This window comes from uncultured Microbacterium sp. (assembly GCF_913776565.1).
GTDB lineage: Bacteria > Actinomycetota > Actinomycetes > Actinomycetales > Microbacteriaceae > Microbacterium.
Genome location: NZ_CAJYPF010000163.1, coordinates 1 through 17,539, shown reverse-complemented (window position 1 = coordinate 17,539; position 17,539 = coordinate 1). Strand labels below are relative to the sequence as shown.

Annotated in this window: 15 protein-coding genes and 1 pseudogene; 11 read left to right on the top strand and 5 right to left on the bottom strand. The window is 70.9% G+C overall.

The genetic code is table 11. The features are described 5' to 3' along the window. Both aroB and QZ433_RS09010 read left to right on the top strand, forming a co-directional pair. On the top strand, nt 1–894 hold an 894-nt coding region (gene aroB / locus QZ433_RS09015; RefSeq protein WP_295782201.1), incomplete at its 5' end, for a 3-dehydroquinate synthase. Between the two features lie 13 nt (nt 895–907). Then, a complete protein-coding gene (locus QZ433_RS09010) occupies nt 908–1,462 on the top strand; it encodes a GNAT family N-acetyltransferase (protein ID WP_295782198.1) in 555 nt (184 codons plus the stop codon). 137 nt (nt 1,463–1,599) lie between these two features. Here QZ433_RS09010 and QZ433_RS09005 read toward each other — a convergent pair whose 3' ends face one another. From QZ433_RS09005 to QZ433_RS08995, 3 genes are all read right to left on the bottom strand, one after another. Further along, nucleotides 1,600–2,919, bottom strand: a complete 1,320-nt coding sequence (locus QZ433_RS09005) for an MFS transporter (protein WP_295782196.1) — start codon at nt 2,917–2,919, stop codon at nt 1,600–1,602. 14 nt (nt 2,920–2,933) lie between these two features. Then, nucleotides 2,934–3,827 carry a shikimate dehydrogenase gene (locus QZ433_RS09000; protein ID WP_295782193.1) on the bottom strand — a complete coding sequence of 298 codons (894 nt, stop codon included), beginning with the start codon at nt 3,825–3,827 and terminating at the stop codon, nt 2,934–2,936. Nucleotides 3,828–4,046: 219 nt separating this feature from the next. After that, nucleotides 4,047–4,679 carry a TetR/AcrR family transcriptional regulator gene (locus tag QZ433_RS08995; protein WP_295782191.1) on the bottom strand — a complete coding sequence of 211 codons (633 nt, stop codon included), beginning with the start codon at nt 4,677–4,679 and terminating at the stop codon, nt 4,047–4,049. A 63-nt stretch (nt 4,680–4,742) separates the two neighbouring features. On the opposite strand from QZ433_RS08995, the gene QZ433_RS08990 reads away from it, so the two are divergent. The 6 genes from QZ433_RS08990 to QZ433_RS08965 all read left to right on the top strand — a co-directional run bounded on the left by QZ433_RS08990 (nt 4,743) and on the right by QZ433_RS08965 (nt 11,901). Further along, nucleotides 4,743–6,548: a sugar phosphate isomerase/epimerase and 4-hydroxyphenylpyruvate domain-containing protein gene (locus QZ433_RS08990; RefSeq protein WP_295782189.1), complete on the top strand. Its 1,806-nt coding sequence runs from the start codon at nt 4,743–4,745 to the stop codon at nt 6,546–6,548. Between the two features lie 13 nt (nt 6,549–6,561). Further along, nucleotides 6,562–7,020: a type II 3-dehydroquinate dehydratase gene (locus QZ433_RS08985; RefSeq protein WP_295782186.1), complete on the top strand. Its 459-nt coding sequence runs from the start codon at nt 6,562–6,564 to the stop codon at nt 7,018–7,020. A 73-nt stretch (nt 7,021–7,093) separates the two neighbouring features. Further along, nucleotides 7,094–7,654: an elongation factor P gene (gene efp, locus QZ433_RS08980; RefSeq protein WP_108318841.1), complete on the top strand. Its 561-nt coding sequence runs from the start codon at nt 7,094–7,096 to the stop codon at nt 7,652–7,654. Nucleotides 7,655–7,656: 2 nt separating this feature from the next. Then, nucleotides 7,657–8,067 carry a transcription antitermination factor NusB gene (gene nusB / locus QZ433_RS08975; protein WP_295782180.1) on the top strand — a complete coding sequence of 137 codons (411 nt, stop codon included), beginning with the start codon at nt 7,657–7,659 and terminating at the stop codon, nt 8,065–8,067. A 285-nt stretch (nt 8,068–8,352) separates the two neighbouring features. Beyond that, on the top strand, nt 8,353–11,298 hold the full coding sequence (locus QZ433_RS08970; protein WP_295782176.1) for a DEAD/DEAH box helicase: 2,946 nt from the start codon (nt 8,353–8,355) through the stop codon (nt 11,296–11,298). Nucleotides 11,299–11,358: 60 nt separating this feature from the next. Further along, nucleotides 11,359–11,901 (top strand): hypothetical protein, encoded by a 543-nt coding sequence (locus QZ433_RS08965; RefSeq protein ID WP_295782172.1) that lies wholly within the window; start codon nt 11,359–11,361, stop codon nt 11,899–11,901. A gap of 18 nt (nt 11,902–11,919) precedes the next feature. Here the strand turns inward: QZ433_RS08965 and QZ433_RS08960 are convergent, their stop codons facing one another. Next, entirely contained in the window at nt 11,920–12,921 is a 1,002-nt protein-coding gene (locus QZ433_RS08960; protein ID WP_295782169.1) for a DUF2207 domain-containing protein, read from the bottom strand. A gap of 124 nt (nt 12,922–13,045) precedes the next feature. On the opposite strand from QZ433_RS08960, the gene QZ433_RS08955 reads away from it, so the two are divergent. Next, nucleotides 13,046–14,629, top strand: coding sequence for a Rieske 2Fe-2S domain-containing protein (locus tag QZ433_RS08955; RefSeq protein ID WP_295782167.1), 1,584 nt, complete (start codon nt 13,046–13,048; stop codon nt 14,627–14,629). A 127-nt stretch (nt 14,630–14,756) separates the two neighbouring features. Here the strand turns inward: QZ433_RS08955 and QZ433_RS08950 are convergent, their stop codons facing one another. Further along, the gene (locus QZ433_RS08950) at nt 14,757–16,289 is read right to left on the bottom strand and encodes an HNH endonuclease signature motif containing protein (protein ID WP_295782164.1); all 1,533 of its coding nucleotides are present in this window, start codon (nt 16,287–16,289) and stop codon (nt 14,757–14,759) included. A gap of 153 nt (nt 16,290–16,442) precedes the next feature. Here QZ433_RS08950 and pyrR point away from each other — a divergent pair, with 153 nt between their 5' ends. Both pyrR and QZ433_RS08940 read left to right on the top strand, forming a co-directional pair. Next, nucleotides 16,443–16,973 carry a bifunctional pyr operon transcriptional regulator/uracil phosphoribosyltransferase PyrR gene (pyrR, locus tag QZ433_RS08945; protein ID WP_295782162.1) on the top strand — a complete coding sequence of 177 codons (531 nt, stop codon included), beginning with the start codon at nt 16,443–16,445 and terminating at the stop codon, nt 16,971–16,973. Then, nucleotides 16,970–17,539: pseudogene (locus QZ433_RS08940) on the top strand (aspartate carbamoyltransferase); the annotation flags it as partial. The gene pyrR and the pseudogene QZ433_RS08940, both read left to right, overlap by 4 nt.

Genomic DNA, 17,539 nt, shown 5'->3' with positions numbered 1-17,539 from the left:
CAGGTGCTGCTGGCCGAGATCCCCGACGCCGAGCAGGGTAAGCGCGTCGAGGTCGCCGCGTTCTGCTGGCAGGTGATGGGCCAGGCCGACTTCACCCGCACCGACGTCGTCATCGGCTTCGGCGGGGGAGCGGTGACCGACCTCGCCGGCTTCGTGGCCGCCACCTGGCTGCGCGGGGTCGCCCTGGTGCAGGTACCCACCACGGTCCTCGGAATGGTGGATGCCGCTGTCGGCGGCAAGACCGGGATCAACACCGCCGAGGGGAAGAACCTCGTGGGCGCGTTCTGGCCCCCCGTCGCCGTCGTGTGCGATCTGGACCTGCTGGACACGCTGTCGAAGAACGAGGCGACCGCCGGTTTCGCCGAGGTGGTCAAGGCGGGGTTCATCTGGCATCCCGAGATCCTGGATCTGATCGAGGCCGACCCGACGGGGATCGTCGACCCGCGCGGCGACGCGTTCCGCCGCTGCGTCGAGCTCGCGATCGACATGAAGGCGCGCGTCGTCGGGGAGGACCTGCGCGAAGCGGGCCTTCGCGAGGTGCTCAACTACGGGCACACGCTCGGCCACGCGATCGAGCACGCCGAGCGGTACCGCTGGCGCCACGGCGCGGCGATCTCGGTGGGCATGGTGTTCGCCGCCGAGCTGTCCCGGCTCGCCGGGCGACTCTCGGACGACGTCGCCCAGCGCCACCGCACCGTGCTGGAATCGCTCGGACTGCCCACGACCTACCGCGCGGGGGCGTTCCAGACGCTGAAGGCGACGATGCAGCGCGACAAGAAGAGCCGCGGCAGCATGCTGCGCTTCATCGTGCTCGACGACCTCGCCCGGCCCACGGTGCTGCAGGCCCCCGACGAGTCGCTGCTGTTCGCGGCATACCAGGAGGTCGGTGCGTGAGGCGGAGCGCCTCGTGACGCACGGTCGCGCCGGCGCCCCGGCCGTGCGGCGCGTGCGCACCGGGGAGGGCGCCCGGGTGCGCGCGCTGCGCCTGCGCGCCGTGAGCGACCCCGCGGCATCCATCGCCTTCCTCACCACCTTCGAGCAGGAGCTCGAGCGCGACCAGGCGTTCTGGGACGCGCGCGCGGCGGGAGGAGCGAACGGCGACTCCGCGGCGATGTTCGTCGCCGAGAGCGGAGACGACTGGATCGGCACCTGCACGGTGCTGGTGCGGCGCGCGGGCGACCTCGACCACACCGGGCGACGGGTGACGGCGGACCGCGCGGACGTCGTCGGCGTCTACGTCGACCCGGCGCATCGCGGCAGCGGAGCGATCGATGCGCTCCTCGACGCCGCGGCGCGGTGGTGCGCCGCCCGGGGCTTCGAGACGCTCTCTCTCGACGTCCACGTCGACAACGCCCGAGCCCAGGCGGTGTACCGGCGCGCCGGTTTCGTGGCGACGGGGGAGACCTTCACGGGCCCGATCGGCGACGAACTCGCGATGAGCCGGTCGCTGCGCGCTCTCTGAGCGGTCGGCGACGTCACCGCTCGCGCGGCCGCGCGTCGAGTTCGCGCACCCCTCCGCGAGTACCGCCCACCCGAGCATCGTCTTCCCGAACGGCGAAGCCCCGCCTCCCGGAAGAGGCGGGGCTTCGCGGGGGCCGGTCAGACCGACACGGCCACGCGGCGTTCGGCGGCGAGGCCGAGCTGATCGGTCGGGACGTCCTTGGTCTCGCGCGCGGTCAGCGCGCTCACCGAGGCGATGACGGCGATCACCGCGGTGAAGACGCTGATGACGACCCAGCCGCCGGCCGCGCCACCGCCGAGGGCGGCGACGATGCTGGGGGCGAAGCCCGCCATGAGGAAGCCGAGCTGCGTGCCGATCGCCATGCCCGAGAAGCGCACTCGGGTGCTGAACATCTCACCGTAGAACGAGGGCCAGACGGCGTTGGCGGCGGCGTATCCGCACGAGAAGGTGAGGACGGCGAGGCCGAAGGTCACCAGGTCGTTCCCCGCGCCCATCGACAGCATGTAGAAGGGCATGAACGCCGCCGACGAGAGCGCGCCGTAGATGAACACCGGCTTGCGTCCGACGCGGTCCGCGAGTTTGCCGAAGAGCGGCTGCGTGAACAGCGCCACGACGTTGGCGACCACCACGAGCCACAGCGTGACGCTCGCGGCCAGACCCTGCTCCTTGCCGTAGGCGATGGCGAGGGTGCCGAACACGGTCGAGACGGCCGCGATGAACGCGCAGCAGATGACGCGGAGGACATCGCGCCAGTGGTTCTTGAGCAACGGCACCAGGGGCATGCGCGCGATCTGGCCGTCGGCCTTGGCCTGCTCGAACTCCGGCGTCTCGTGCAGGCTGCGGCGGATGAAGAACGCCACCACCACGACGACGGCGCTCAGCCAGAAGGGGACGCGCCAGCCCCACGAGAACTTGATGTCATCGGGGAGGGCCACGACGGGGATGAAGATGAGCGCGGCCAGGATCTGGCCGCCCTGCGTGCCGGTGAGCGTCCACGAGGTGAAGAACGAACGGCGGCGGTCGGGCGCGTGCTCGAGGGTGAGCGACGAGGCGCCCGCCTGCTCTCCCGCGGCGGACAGGCCCTGCGCGAGGCGGCACAGCACGAGCAGCGCCGGGGCGAACCAGCCGATCTGTGCGAAACCGGGAAGGCAGCCGATGATGAACGTCGACAGCCCCATGAGCACGAGGGTGAACATCAGCACCTTCTGGCGTCCGATGCGGTCGCCGAAGTGGCCCAGGATGACGGCGCCGACCGGACGGGCGATGTAGGCGAAACCGAAGGTCGCGAAGGACATCACGAGGGCGGCCTGATCGCCGGACGGGAAGAACACCGTCGGGAAAATGAGGGCCGCGGCCGAACCGAACAGGAAGAAGTCGTAGTACTCCACGGCACTGCCCATGAAGCTGGCGGTGGCCGCCTTCACGGGAGTCTTCCGCGTCGTTGCGGTGGTGATCATGGGACAGATGCTCCTTAGCGGGTGAGCGCGGGTCCGACGGAAGAGTCGGCGAGGACGAGCTGACGGAAATGGGCGGTCATGCGGTCGGGATCGGGTCGCGTCCCGGTGATGAGTGCGAACGCGTCGACGGCCTGGTGGACCGCCATACGCCCGCCGCTCAGGGTGCGGCACCCGCGCTCGCGCGCGGTGACGAGGAGTTCGGTGTCGAGGGGGCGGTAGACGATGTCGGCGATCCAGAGCTCGGGGCGCAGCAGCGTCGCATCGAGGGGGAGTCCCGGGTGCTCGGCCATGCCGACCGGCGTGCAGTGCACCAGTCCGTCCGCTGTCGCGAGCACTGCCGCGAGGTCGGTCGGGCGGGCCGTGTCGACGACGGCGAGCGGATGCCGCGCGCCCAGGTCGGCGGCCAGCGCTCCGGCCCGTGCCGGGTCGAGGTCGACGATGCTCAGCCGCTCGGTGCCCTGGCGCAGCAGGGCGTCGGCCACAGCGGAGCCCGCCCCTCCCGCGCCGAGCTGGACCACGTGCCGGGTCTCGGCATCCGGGAGCCCCTCGGCGAAGGCGGCGGCGAAGCCGGTCGTGTCGGTGTTGTAGCCGACGCGTCCGCCGGGGGTGAAGAGCACCGTGTTCACCGCTCCGAGGGCGGCGGCGACCGGGTCCACGCGATCGAGATGGGCGAGCACGCTCTGCTTGCACGGGTGGGTGACGTTCACGGCGTCGTAGCCGAGCCGCTCGGCCCAGGCGAGCACCTCGCCGATGCGGGAGGGATCGACGCCGAGCGCGGTGAGGTCGATCGGACGGTAGACGTAGCTCAGGCCCAGGGCGCGCGCCTCGGCCATGTGCATGGGCGGCGTCAGCGAGGGGAGCACACCCGTGCCGATGAGACCCACGAGATAGGGGTGCGAGTCGATCACGGTACTCCTTCGTCGCCGCGGAACCGAGTTATGTACTAACCGGTACGTTCAGAGGAAACCACGGTCGCGCCGCGGTGTCAACGACGGATTCCGGATGCCGGGGACCCCGAGCCCGCCGACGGGCCCGGCACCCGCGACGGCCCGGCGGCCTCGACAGGCTCAGCCGCCTCGGACGCGAGGACCCTGAGCCCGTCGAAGGGACCGGGGCCACGTGCGCGGTCAGCGCGCCGGGGCCGTGAGCCAGCCGACGACCACGTCGCCGATCACGGCGCGCAGGTGCGAGCGGCGGGCGGGGGAGGACAGGTCGACGTCGAACAAGTGCCCGAACGTGTACCGGTTGGCGACCTGGAAGACGCAGTACGAGCTGATGACGAGGTGCACGTCGATGGCATCCACGTCGGTGCGGAACAGCCCGGCCGCGCGTCCCCGCTCGAGGATCTCGTCGAGAAGACCCTTCGCGGGCTGCGACATCGTGCGCAGCCCCTCGATCTGGCGGATGAACGCCCCGCGGTGGATGTTCTCGATCGCGACGAGGCGGATGAACGCATCGTGGCCGACGTGATGGTCGTAGGTGAGCTCGGCGAGGGCGCGGATGGCATCCACCGGGTCGGCGTGATCGACATCGATCGCGCGCTCGGCTTCGCGGATGCCCCGGTACGCCTCTTCGAGGACGGCCCGGTAGAGCCCCTCTTTGCCGCCGAAGTAGTAATAGATCATCCGCTTCGTCGTCCGCGTGCGGGCGGCGATCTCATCGACGCGAGCGCCGGAGAATCCGTCTTCGGCGAACACCTCGGTAGCCACGGCCAGCAGCTCGGAACGCGTGCGTTCGGCGTCTCGACGTGCCTCGGCCATAGGTTCAACCTACTGGACGGGCGGGGTGGACCTCGTTTGTACCAAATGGTACATTCAGCCGCCATGAGGACCTCGATGGCGACCGTCTGCATCAGCGGCACCCTGGCCGAGAAACTCCACGCGTGCGCCGAGGCGGGGTTCGACGGCGTCGAGATCTTCGAGCCCGACCTGCTCGCCGCCCCCGAGAGCCCCGAGGAGATCGCCGCCCTCGCGGCGCGCCTGGGACTCGCCCTCGACCTCTACCAGCCGATGCGCGACGTCGAGGGGGTCGGCGAAGAGGCCTTCACCGCCGTTCTGCGCCGCGCCGAAGCGAAGTTCCAGCTCATGAATCGACTCGGCATCGACCTCGTCCTGTGCTGCAGCAACGTCGCGACCGCCACGATCGACGACGACGAGGTCTCCGCCGACCAGTTGCGGCGCCTGGGCGACCTGGCCGCGGGGTACGGCATCCGGATCGCCTTCGAGGCCCTCGCCTGGGGGACGTACGTCGACGACTACCGCCGCGCGTGGCGCATCGTCCAGCGCGCCGACCATCCCGCGGTGGGAGTGTGCCTCGACTCGTTCCACATCCTGTCGCGCGGTCACGACCCGGCCGCCATCGCGGACATCCCGGGCGAGAAGATCTTCTTCGTGCAGCTCGCCGACGCGCCCCGCCTGAGCATGGACGTGCTGTCGTGGAGCCGCCACCATCGCCTGTTCCCGGGTGAGGGCGAGTTCGACCTCGCCGACTTCACCGCACGCATCGTGGATGCCGGCTACACCGGGCCCTGGTCGCTGGAAGTCTTCAACGACACCTTCCGCCAGACCGACCCCCGGCGCACCGCGCGGCACGCGCGCCGCTCGCTGCGCTGGCTGGAGGACGCGGTCTCGCGCACCCTCTCCGACGCACCGGACGCGCTGCAGATGCTCCCCGACTCCGCGGCCCCATCGGGCGTCGACTTCGTCGAGATCAAGGCCGAGGACACCTCGGCGGTCGAGGAGCTTCTCGGCCAGCTCGGCTTCACCCCGCGCGGCCGCCACCGCACCAAGCCCGTGACGCTGTGGACGGCCGGACGCGCCCGCGTGGTGTTGAACGAACAGCACGCGCGGGGGTGGGAGCCGCGGCTGGCCGCGATCGGCCTCGAGGTCGACGACGCGGAGGCCGTCGACCTGCGCATGCACGAGCTGCGCGTACCGCGGGCGTATCGCCGCACCTACGCCACCGAGGAACGTCTCGACGGCGCCGTCGCCCCCGACGGCACCGAGGTGTACTGGGCGCAGGCCGCCGACGAGGGCGAACCGGCCTGGGTCGCTGAGTTCGAACACGGCGAACCCGAGATTCGGACGAGCGTGCGCGGCGTCGACCACGTCAGCCTGTCGCAGCCCTGGCAGGCGATCGAGGAGGCCACGCTCTTCTACACCGCCGGTTTCGCGCTGCGCGTCGACAGCAGCACCGAGGTCCCGGGGCCGCAGGGCCTGGTCGCCAGCCGCGTGCTGGGCTCGCCGGGGGGCGAGGTGCGCCTGCCGCTGAACGTCGCGCCCCCGATCCTCGCGGGGGAACGGGCCGCCCTGCCCCAGCACGTCGCCTTCCTCAGCGACGACGTGCGCGCGCTCGCCCGCGACGCCCGTGCGCGCGGATTCGTCCCCCTGTCGATGCCCGCGAACTACTACGACGACGTCGCCGCCCGCTTCGATCTGCCGGCGGACGCGGTCGACGAACTGCGCGAGCTGCACCTGGGTTACGACCAGGATGCCGCGGGCGCCTACCTGCACTTCTACACGCGCACGATCGGCGAGGTGTTCCTCGAGTTCGTCCAGCGCGTGGGCTCGTACGCCGGCTACGGCGCGGGCACCGCGCCCGTTCGCCTCAGCGCGCAGGGACGCCGCTGATAGCGTGCGGGACATGACCACGCCCCGCCGACTGCTCCTCGTCAACGGTCCCAACCTCAACCTGCTCGGCACCCGGCAGCCCGAGATCTACGGCCGCGACACCCTCGCCGACGTCGAACGCGTCACGGCCGAGGCCGCCGATCGCCACGGTCTCGAGGTGCGCGCGATCCAGAGCAACCACGAGGGCGTCCTCATCGACGCGATCCACGCCGCTCGTCTCGACTGCGCCGGCATCGTCATCAACGCCGGGGGACTCACGCACACCTCGGTCGCGCTACGGGACGCCCTGGCATCCGTCGATCTTCCGGTGGCGGAGGTGCACATCTCGAACATCAAGGAGCGGGAGGCGTTCCGCCACTTCTCGTACATCGAGGACGTCGCCGTCGTGCACGTCATCGGCGAGGGCGTGCCCGGGTACGCGCGCGCCGTCGACCTGCTCGTCGAGGTGATCTCGGGCCGCGCCGACGGCTGACGGCGGGGATCGCGTAGACTCTGACGTCGGGCTCTCGCCCCACTTCGACTCACGAAACGGAATATCGGCACTCATGGCATCCACCGCAGACATCAAGAACGGCGTCGTCCTGAACATCGACGGTCAGCTCTGGAGCGTCGTGGAGTTCCAGCACGTCAAGCCCGGAAAGGGCGGCGCGTTCGTCCGGACGAAGCTCAAGAACGTCATGAGCGGCAAGGTCGTCGACAAGACCTTCAACGCCGGCGCCAAGATCGAGACCGAGAACGTCGACCGCCGCGACTTCACCTACCTCTACAACGACGGCGAGGGCTTCGTCTTCATGGACGTCGCCGATTACGATCAGCTCACCGTCGGCGCGGCCACCGTCGGCGACGCCGCCAACTTCCTGCTCGAGAACCAGCAGGTGCAGATCGCGCTGAACAACGGCAACCCCCTCTACATCGAGATGCCGCCGTCCGTCGTGCTCGAGGTCACCTACACCGAGCCGGGCCTGCAGGGCGACCGCTCGTCGGCCGGCACCAAGCCCGCCACCGTCGAGACCGGCTACGAGATGCAGGTCCCGCTGTTCCTCGAGACCGGCACCAAGATCAAGGTCGACACTCGCACCGGCGAGTACCTCGGCCGCATCAGCTGACCTTGAGCGCCCGCACCAAGGCGCGCAAGCGCGCCCTCGACATCCTCTTCCAGGCCGACGTGCGCGGCGAGGACCTGCCGATCATGCTGGCCACCGAGGCCAAGCGCGCGGCGTCCGAGCCCGACCGTCAGGCCTCGTGGTTGTACGCCCGCGACATCGTCGACGGCGTGATCGACAACCGCGACGCGATCGACGAGCAGATCACCACCTTCGCGAAGGACTGGTCGCTGCAGCGCATGCCCGCGGTCGACCGCGCCCTGCTGCGCATCGGCACGTGGGAGATCCTCTACAACGACGAGGTGCCCACCGCGGTCGCGATCGACGAGGCCGTGGAGCTGGCGAAGGAGTTCTCGACCGACGACTCCGGGTCCTTCGTGCACGGCGTCCTCGCCCGGATCGCGCGCTCGTCCTGATCCTGCTCGACCCCGTGCGACGCGGTCCCGGCTCTCGGCCGGCGGCCGCGTCGCGGCATTCGCGGGCGGGATGCCGGGCCGTTCGGCGACCGCGGGCGAGATGCCACGACCTGCGGAGCCGTTCATGCTCCCGCGGCGGCGACGGCGCTTCGATAAACGCTCTTCGTGCCGAGACACACGACGTCGCAGCGTTTCTCGACAGGGGGAGCGTTTATCGATGTCAGGGCACGACCCCGCACAGTCGTCGCATCGTCCGATGTCGGACGTTCGCGCAATGATGATGCCGTGACCTCGTGGCGCGACCTCCTCCCCGGCACCCCGCCGCGGACGTTCGACGCGCTCGCCCTGGGCATCGAGTTGCGCCAGCGCGACGCCTACGACCCCGCGCGCTGGGGGGCCCGCGCCGTGGTGGCCGTCACACCGCGCTCACTCGCGCGCCGGCAGGACGACCTCCAACTGGTCGCCCGACCGCTCGTCCAGGGCGCGCGCGAGGCCTGGATCAAGGCCGACGCCACGTGGGACGCCGTCCGCCGCTCGACCGGCCGATTCGATCCGGCGCACGCGCGGTGGTTCGCGGAACTGCACGCGATCGCGCAGGCGCTGCGCACCACGGGGGCGTTCGCGGCCTCGGGCGACACGATCGCCCTCGACACGATCGACGCGCCCCTGCTCTGGCCGCACCTGACCGCGGCGCGGGGGCTCGGCATCCCGCTGGTCTCGATGCATCCGCACCAGAGCGTTCACCTCGCCGGCGAGGCCGACGCACGCCTGGCGATCGACCGGGCGCCGGACGGCGGTCTGCGTCTGTCGGCCGCGGTGCGCGTCGACGACGATCCCGTGGATGCCGCGCACGCCCGGCCCATCGGGGCGTCGGGGCTGTTCGCCTTCGCCCTCGACACCGACCCCGTCCCGATCGTCCTCGCCCCGGTCCACCTGCCCGAACCCCTGCCGGGGGTGCTCGGTGCGGGGGTCGACATCCCCGCCGCCGACGCAGACGAATTCCTCGGCGAGGTCTACCCCGCGCTCGCGCGTCGCCTGCCCCTCGCCATCGGGCCCGGGGTGCCGGCCCCACCCCCGACGCGGCCGGTGCTGGCGATCGAGGTGACCTACGAGGGCGAACAGGTGACCTACGCCCTCGTGTGGACGTATCCGGGCGACGAACGCCTCGACTGGCCGGGCGGACAGACCGGCACGCCGGACGAGGTGAGCGTCCGGTCCGAGATCGCCGCCCGTGTCCAGGCGACGTGGGCCGCGGCATCCGATCTCCCCCTCACCGCCGGAGCGACGCTGCGCGACGCCGACGCGGCGGCGTTCGCCACCCGCGTGCTGCCCGCGATCGACGCCCTCGCCGAGGTGCGGGTGCGGACGACGGGGACGCCCCCGCCGTTCCGCGAGCTGCGGGGCGACCCGTCGCTGCGCATCACGGCCGTCGAGTCGGCCGACCGGGACTGGTTCGACCTGGGGATCGTGGTCACGATCGACGGGCGCAGGATCCCGTTCGGCATGCTGTTCTCGGCGCTGTCGCGGGGACGGACGCGCATCAAGCTGTCGGACGGCGCGTGGTTCTCGCTCGCCCACCCCGCCCTGCAGCGCCTGCGCGACCTGCTCGACGAGGCGGCCGCGCTCGACGAGTGGCAGACCGGACCGCGGTTGCCGCGCACGCATCTGGCGCTGTGGACGGAGTTCGAGGACCTCGCGGACGAATCCGAGGCCGCCGTCGAGTGGCGCAGCCTCGCGCGCGCGCTGGCCGACGTCGCCGCCGTGCCCGTCGTGCCGACGCCGCCCGGCTTCACCGCCACACTGCGGCCCTACCAGCGCGAGGGTCTGTCGTGGCTCGCGCTGCTGCACGGGCACCGGCTCGGCGGCATCCTGGCCGACGACATGGGGCTCGGCAAGACCCTGCAGCTGCTCGCGCTCATCGCGCACACGCGCACCCTGCCCGAGGCGCGACCGTGGCTGGTGGTCGCGCCGACGTCGGTTTTGCCCACCTGGAGCGACGAAGCCGCCCGCTTCGCACCCGGTCTGCGCGTCGCCGTGGTCGAGGCGACGTCCGTGCGCCGCCGGCAGAGCGTCGCCGACATCGCCGCCCGGGCAGACGTCGTCGTCGCCTCGTACGGCGTCGTTCGAACGGATGCCGACGAGTTCGCCGTCCCGCGCTGGTCGGGCGTCGTGCTCGACGAGGCGCAGTTCGTCAAGAATCCGGCGACGCGCGTGCACCGCGCGATCGCGGCCCTGCGCACCGATGCCGTGTTCGCCGCGACCGGGACGCCGGTCGAGAACGGCCTCGACGACCTCTGGGCGCTGCTGTCGCTCACGGCACCGGGGCTCTTCCCCTCGATCCGCCGGTTCCGCGAGGACTACACGCGCGCGATCGAGCAGCTGCCCTCGGATCAGCCGACGGCGCTGTCGGCCGCTGCGGCGAGCGCGCACCGCGAGAAGACGCTCGACCGCCTGCGTCGCCGCGTGCGCCCGTTCCTGCTCCGCCGTACGAAGGACGTCGTGGCATCCGATCTCCCGGCCAAGCAGGAGCAGCAGATCACGGTGGCCCTCTCGCCCGCTCACCAGGAGCTCTACGACCGCGTGCTGCAGCGGGAACGGCAGAAGGTGCTGGGGCTGCTCGACGATCTCGACCGCCAGCGCTTCATCGTCTTCCGTTCGCTGACGCTGCTGCGCATGCTCGCGCTCGCGCCGGCGCTGGTCGACGCGCGCGATGCGCACCTGGGGTCCGCCAAGCTCGACGAGCTGATGGAGCGGCTGGTCGAGGTGGCGGCCGAGGGGCATCGCGCCCTGGTCTTCAGTCAGTTCACGTCGTTCCTCGATCTCGCGGCGGACAGATTGGATGCCGCCGGCCTCGCCTACGCGCACCTCGACGGCAGCACGGCGCGGCGGGGCGACGTGGTGGAGGGGTTCCGGGCGGGCGACGCCCCCGTGTTCCTCATCAGCCTGAAGGCCGGCGGCTTCGGCCTGACCCTCGTCGAGGCCGACTACGTCTTCCTGCTCGACCCGTGGTGGAACCCCGCCGCCGAGTCGCAGGCGATCGACCGCGCGCATCGCATCGGTCAGACCAAGAGCGTGTTCGTGTATCGCCTCATCGCGGCCGGCACCGTCGAAGAGAAGGTGCGCGCCCTGCAGCAGCGCAAGGCCGCGCTGTTCGACGCGGTGATCGATGACGGCGATGCCTTCGCGGCGTCTCTCGAGGCCGACGACATCCGGTCGCTGCTGGGGGAGTGAGGTGCGGTGGGCGGGTAGTCTCGCTCTCCCGGTCGATCGACGGTGAAGACGGAGGATGACGTGACGAGCATCGAGCCCGGATACCACCCGCCCGCCTTCCCGCTCTTCGAGGCGGTGTTCCCCGGTGAGGCGTGGGAACCGCGCCGGTGGCTCCACGGGTGGAACGGGCTGGTCACCGCGCCCGCCACCGACGTGACGCTGGCCGCGCGGGGCGAGAGGACCGCGGCGGTGGTGACCTCGTCGCCGTGGGCCGAGGTCGCCGACGCCCGGGCGTCGGGATTCCTGAAGCTGTCGGTGTTCCGCGTCCCGGAGCTTCCCGGCTCGACCGCCGAGCTCGTCCGGCTCGCCGAGGACGACGGGCGATGGGATGCCGGGACCCTCGACGTCGACGGACGCGCGCTTCCCGCCCTGACGACGACCCTCGGGAGGGTCACGGTGGTGTGCTGCGTGGAGCCGACGGTCGGGGTCGGCGCGGCCGTCGCCGCCGTCGGCGCGGTGGCCCTGCGTCGGCTGGTTCCCGCACGGCGGTCGACCTACCCCGCCGACCCGTTCGTCGCCCACCGGTACGCGGACCTCCCCCCGGTGGACGACCTCGTCGGATGAGATCGGTCGGCTCCGCGGTCAGACGAGTCCGTCGACGACCTCGCCCGCCGCATCGATCACGCGGCCGGTGGCGTGCAGCAGCGGACGCACGCTCCCCAGAAGGAGTTCCGCGTCGAGGACCTGCAGGAAGCCCTCTCCGATATGCCCGAATCCGGTCCGCGCCGTTTCGCCGAGCTCGTCGTAGCCGACCCGCAGGGTCGCCAGCCACTCCTTCTCCAGCCCAAAGATCACGGCGTAGGGCAGCAGTCGCTCGTTCAGGACGAACCGTGTGACGTCGTCGCCCGCGGCAACAGCCGAGCCGGTCGGCGACTGCAGGACGCGGAGACGATCGGCCTCGGCCATGCGCAGGTACTGCCGCATGCCGTCGAGGTGCTCCCGACGCGACTCGCCCGCGGGTGTGATCCCGGGGGCGCGACCGGCGGGAACGACGATGACGGAGGCGATGAAGGACGCAAGGGTCAGGACGCCGCCGATGACTGCGACCGGGGGCGGAGACGCCGCCAGCGAGAAGACGATGAGCACTGCAGCTGCCCCCGCGATCCCTGTCCCTCGCACGACGGCTCGACCGGAACGTCGTCGCGTGAGGAACCCCCCGCGTCGCAATCTCCGATGTCGAGCCGTGACCCACTCGCGAGCGCGCACCGCGGTTCGGCGCCGGTCTGACGAGAGCTGCCGGGAGAGGCCGCTAGGGGTGTCCGTTCCGCACACCACGTGGAGAAGCCGGAGCTCGTCGGCACTCAGCTCGACGCCGTCGCGGATCTGCACCGCGTATGTGCTCCCATCCGCGCCGTCCTCGCGGAGCAGGTGAACACGGTCCCGAACGACGAGGTCTACGACCCCCGCGGTGACCGCGCGGCGCTTCCGCCCGACGAGGATCGCGTCGTCGACGACGTCCGCTCCGTGTCCCGCTGTGTACTGCACGACGAGCGAACGAGGAAGCCGTCCCGCCGTGGCCCGGAGCGCGACGGCGGCCACGACGAGCACGATCGCCAGGGGGAGCAGGACGAGCAGGGCGACCATGGCGTCATCGTAGACGCCGCGATCCGGGCGGCGGCATCCATCCTGCCGACACCCCGTGCTCCCCGAACCCTTCCAGCCGGCCCCGCGTAGACTCGTCAGGTTCCGTCCACGACACAGGAGCGACATGAAGATCACCGGCCTCGGCCACGCGGGCATGTTCATCGAGACGCGGGGCGGCAGCATCCTCTGCGACCCCGTCCTCGGTCCGAGCTTCTTCGGCTCGTGGTTCCCGTTCCCCGACAACCGCGCGCTCGACTGGAAGCGGTTCGGCCAGGCGGACTTCCTCTACATCTCGCACCGCCACCGCGATCACTTCGATCCGGCGCTGCTCGAGCGGTACGTGTCGAAGGACATCAAGGTGCTGCTGCCCGAGTACCCCACCGACGACCTCGAGCAGGACCTGCTGGCCCTCGGCTACACGAACCTCGTCCGCACCGAGGCGGGCGTCCCCCTGCAATTCGGCGACCTGAAGCTGATGGTGACGCCGCTGCGCGCCCCGTCCGACGGGCCGATCGGCGACTCGTCACTGTCGCTCGACGACGGCACGGCGTCGGTGCTCAACCAGAACGATTCGCACCCCCTCGATCTCGACAAGCTCTTCGACTTCGGCAAGCCCGACGCGTACTTCACCCAGGTCTCGGGAGCGATCTGGTGGCCGATGGTCTACGACCTGCCCCAGGATGCCAAGCAGAACTTCGCCCAGCTCAAGCGCGACGCGCAGAACAAGCGCGCGATGTACTACATCGACAAGGTCGACGCGGAGCACGTCTTCCCGATGGCCGGTCCGCCGATGTTCCTGCGCGAGGAGCTGTTCCGCTACAACGGCACGGGCCTGGAGGGCGACTCGATCTTCACCGACCAGCGCGAGTTCCTCGCCCACATGAAGCAGGAGCGCCCCGACCAGAAGGGCTACCTGTTCCTCCCGGGCACCGAGGTCGAGGTGCAGGGTTCGGACGTCACCGTCACGCAGACTCTGTACACGGATGCCGAGATCGAACGCGTCTTCGGCGACAAGTGGAACTACCTCGCTGAGCAGCGCGACAGCCGCCAGGACGAGATCCGCGCCGAGGTCGCCACCCGCGCCGAGGTCATCCCGCCCGCTGAGATGCTCGCCGCACTGAAGGAGTGGTGGGAGCCGCTGCTGCGTCGCGCCCGAACCATCCGCAACGGCGTCGGAGGAGTCGTGCGCTTCCGCATCGGCGAACTGGACATGGTCGTGGACTTCCCGAAGGCGAAGCTGCGCGAGTACGCCGGCGAGGAGTGCATCTACTGGTACACGATCCCCGCCGACCTCGTCTCGACCAACATCCGCGATCACGAGATCGACTGGTCGAACTCGATCTTCCTGTCGATGCAGTTCGAGGTGGGACGGTCGGGCAAGTTCAACGAGTTCCTCACGACGTTCCTCAAGTGCCTCTCGCGGGACCGCATCGAGTACGTGGAGAACTGGTACGCCGAGCAGAGCGATCAGACCGAGGATGCCGAGATCGGGGACTGGACCGTGCAGCGTCGGTGCCCGCACCTGCGCGCCGACCTGACCAAGACCGGCAAGATCGAAGACGGCGTGCTCACGTGCTCGCTGCACGACTGGAAGTGGGACCTGGAGACGGGGCGCTGCCTGACGACGACGGGTCACCCGATCCGTTCGTCGCGTGTGCGCACCACCCCGAGCGGAGAGCGCGCCACCGCCGAGGTCGCCGCGGGCTGACCCGTGCCCGGCTTCCCTCACGTCGAGGTGTGGGTCGGCGACCTGACAGCGGCGCAGTCCAAATGGGGTCACGGTGCGCCCCGCACGGCACGATTCCCCGGGGTCATCCGCATCCGCCCACGCTCCTTCACGCCGCACCGAAGCGACGCGGGGATCTCGACCGCAGCAGCGCCGGCGGCCTTACCTCGCCGGTGAGCGGATCGGGCGGCGCATGCAACCAGTACGCGTCCCGCCCGGTCACGGGATCTCTCTCGCGCACGATCTTCTCGCCCCGGTTGTGGAGTCCCAGGTGATGGTTCCGGCAGAGCGGAACGCCGTCGTCGACGTCGGTCCTGCCGCGATCCGCCGCCCAGTGGTCGATGTGGTGCATCTCGCACTGCGAGATCGGGGCGCGGCATCCAATCCCGACGCACCCTCCGTCGCGCACCGCGATCGCGATCCGCTGGGCCCGGATGAACAGACGCTGGTGTCGGCCGACGTCGAGTGGTCGACCCGCGTCACCGAGGGCCACCGGCACCGCACCCGCGTCGCACAGGTAGCTCTCGACCACCCCGACGGGAAGGGCTTCTCCACCGTCTTCGAGGTGCCCGACGCCGCGCACGGCGGTCTCGCCACTCGTCGCCCCGCCGACAACGGCGGCCAGGCGCGGAACCCCTCCGCCCGTGCTCTCGCCGGCGCTTCCGCTCCCGGCCGTCTCCCGCGCTGAGGCCTCCACCACGATCCGCACCCCGGGTTGCCGATCGCCGAACGCCTGCGCCGGATCCGCGGCAGCCCCCGTCCGCAGGACGGCCATCAGCGTGTCGTAGGCGATCTGCTCACCCGACCGCTCGTCGGAGGTCTCGGCGACCAGGGCATCCGGGTCCACGAACCGCGGGCCCCGCCGCGGACGCAACGCCGCCTGGAGCACGGCGTCGACCCACGCTGCCGCATCGTCGTCGAAGACGAACCGTCCGTGCCGCTGCCCGCGCTCGTCGATCCACGACCGGAACGACCGGGCCGCGAAGCGCTCCTCGAACCGCAGCGTCACGCCGACGGGATCGAGGCGATCCCGGGCGATGCGAGCGGACGCCTTCAACTCCTCGACCGGCGGGTGGGGCGCCTCGTCGATCAGCCGCTCGACGGCGGCCTCCCAGGCCCGGGGGAGGAGACCCGGATCGAGTTCGGGATACCTCTGGACCGGCGGCTCACCGAGCCCGACGCGGATCGCCTGGAACTGCGCGTGACCGAGCACCCCGTCGCGAAGCGCCCCGCTCATGCGGTCGAGCCACGCCCCGCCGGCATCCTTGGTCACGACGACCGACACGGCCGGAGAACCTCCACCATCGGGCCTGACCGCGGGGAGAAGATCGCCCCCGGTCTTCACCGACCTGATCACCTCCTTCCGCGGCAGCCCCGTCAGCGACTGCAGCAACTCGGTCGCATTGCGGTGACCCGTCTTCTGCGCCAGGCCCGCACCGCCCCGCTCGCGCGAAGAACGCTCGTCGATCACACGCGCCGCGCACGCCGCCAGCACGTCGAGCGCATTCCGCGCCGCCGTGATGTCGCTCATCAGCCCCACGAGCTCCGGGTCATCGAGCACCTCGACTCCCCGCCCCACCAGCAGCTCGGCGACACGCGCCGTCGCCACCCGCAGGCGGTCGACAGGCTCGCTCACATCCATAGAACAAATGTACGAATGAGCCGCCGTCAGCACCAGCTCGCGATCGTGACATCACCCTCGACCGCCCGGGGTTCACCCGCCCACCCGCTAGACTGACACCCGAACCACAGCAACCTTTAACCCCGTCCCGTGAGGCGGAGAAGGGAGCGGCGGATGAATACGCGCACCGTCATGCACGATGCCGATATCGCCCGCGCTTTGACGCGCATCTCGCACGAGATCCTGGAGTCCAACAAGGGACCGGAAGGACTCGTCCTCCTCGGCATCCCGACCCGCGGCGTCACGCTCGCGAATCGGATCGCCCCGATGATCAGCGAGTTCGGCGGCGCACAAGTCCCGGTCGGCTCCCTCGACGTGACGATGTATCGCGACGACCTGCACCGCAATCCCACGCGGGCCCCGCGCCGCACCGAGATCCCCACCGGGGGCATCGACGGCAGGACCGTCGTGCTCATCGACGACGTGCTGTTCTCGGGTCGCAGCATCCGCGCCGCCCTCGACGCCCTGCAGGACATCGGGCGCCCCGCCGCGGTGCGCCTGGCGACGCTGATCGACCGCGGTCACCGCGAGCTGCCGATCCGCCCCGACTTCGTGGGCAAGAACCTCCCCAGCGCGCGCGACGAGCGCGTCAACGTCCGCCTCGCCGAGGTCGACGGCGTCGAAGAGGTGACGATCGAGTCATGAGACACCTCCTCGACACCCAGCACCTCTCGCGCGCCGACGCGCTCGAGATCCTCGACGTCGCCGAGGACATGGCCGACACCCAGCGCCGCGAGGTCAAGAAGCTCCCGACGTTGCGCGGAAAGACCGTCGTCAACCTCTTCTTCGAGGACTCCACGCGCACGCGCATCTCGTTCGAGGCCGCCGCGAAGCGCCTGAGCGCCGACGTCATCAACTTCTCGGCGAAGGGCTCGAGCGTCAGCAAGGGGGAGTCGCTGCAGGACACCGCGCAGACGCTCCAGGCGATGGGCGCGGATGCCGTCGTCATCCGCCACGGCGCGTCCGGCGCCCCGCGCACCCTCGCGACCTCGGGCTGGATCAGCGCGGGCGTGGTGAACGCCGGCGACGGCACGCACGAGCACCCCACCCAGGCCCTGCTCGACGCCTTCACGATCCGCAAGCGCCTGCACGGCGACGCCAGCCGCGGCCGTGACCTCGACGGCATTCAGGTCACGATCGTCGGCGACGTGCTGCACTCCCGTGTCGCCCGCTCGAACGTGTGGCTGCTGCACACGCTCGGGGCGCACGTC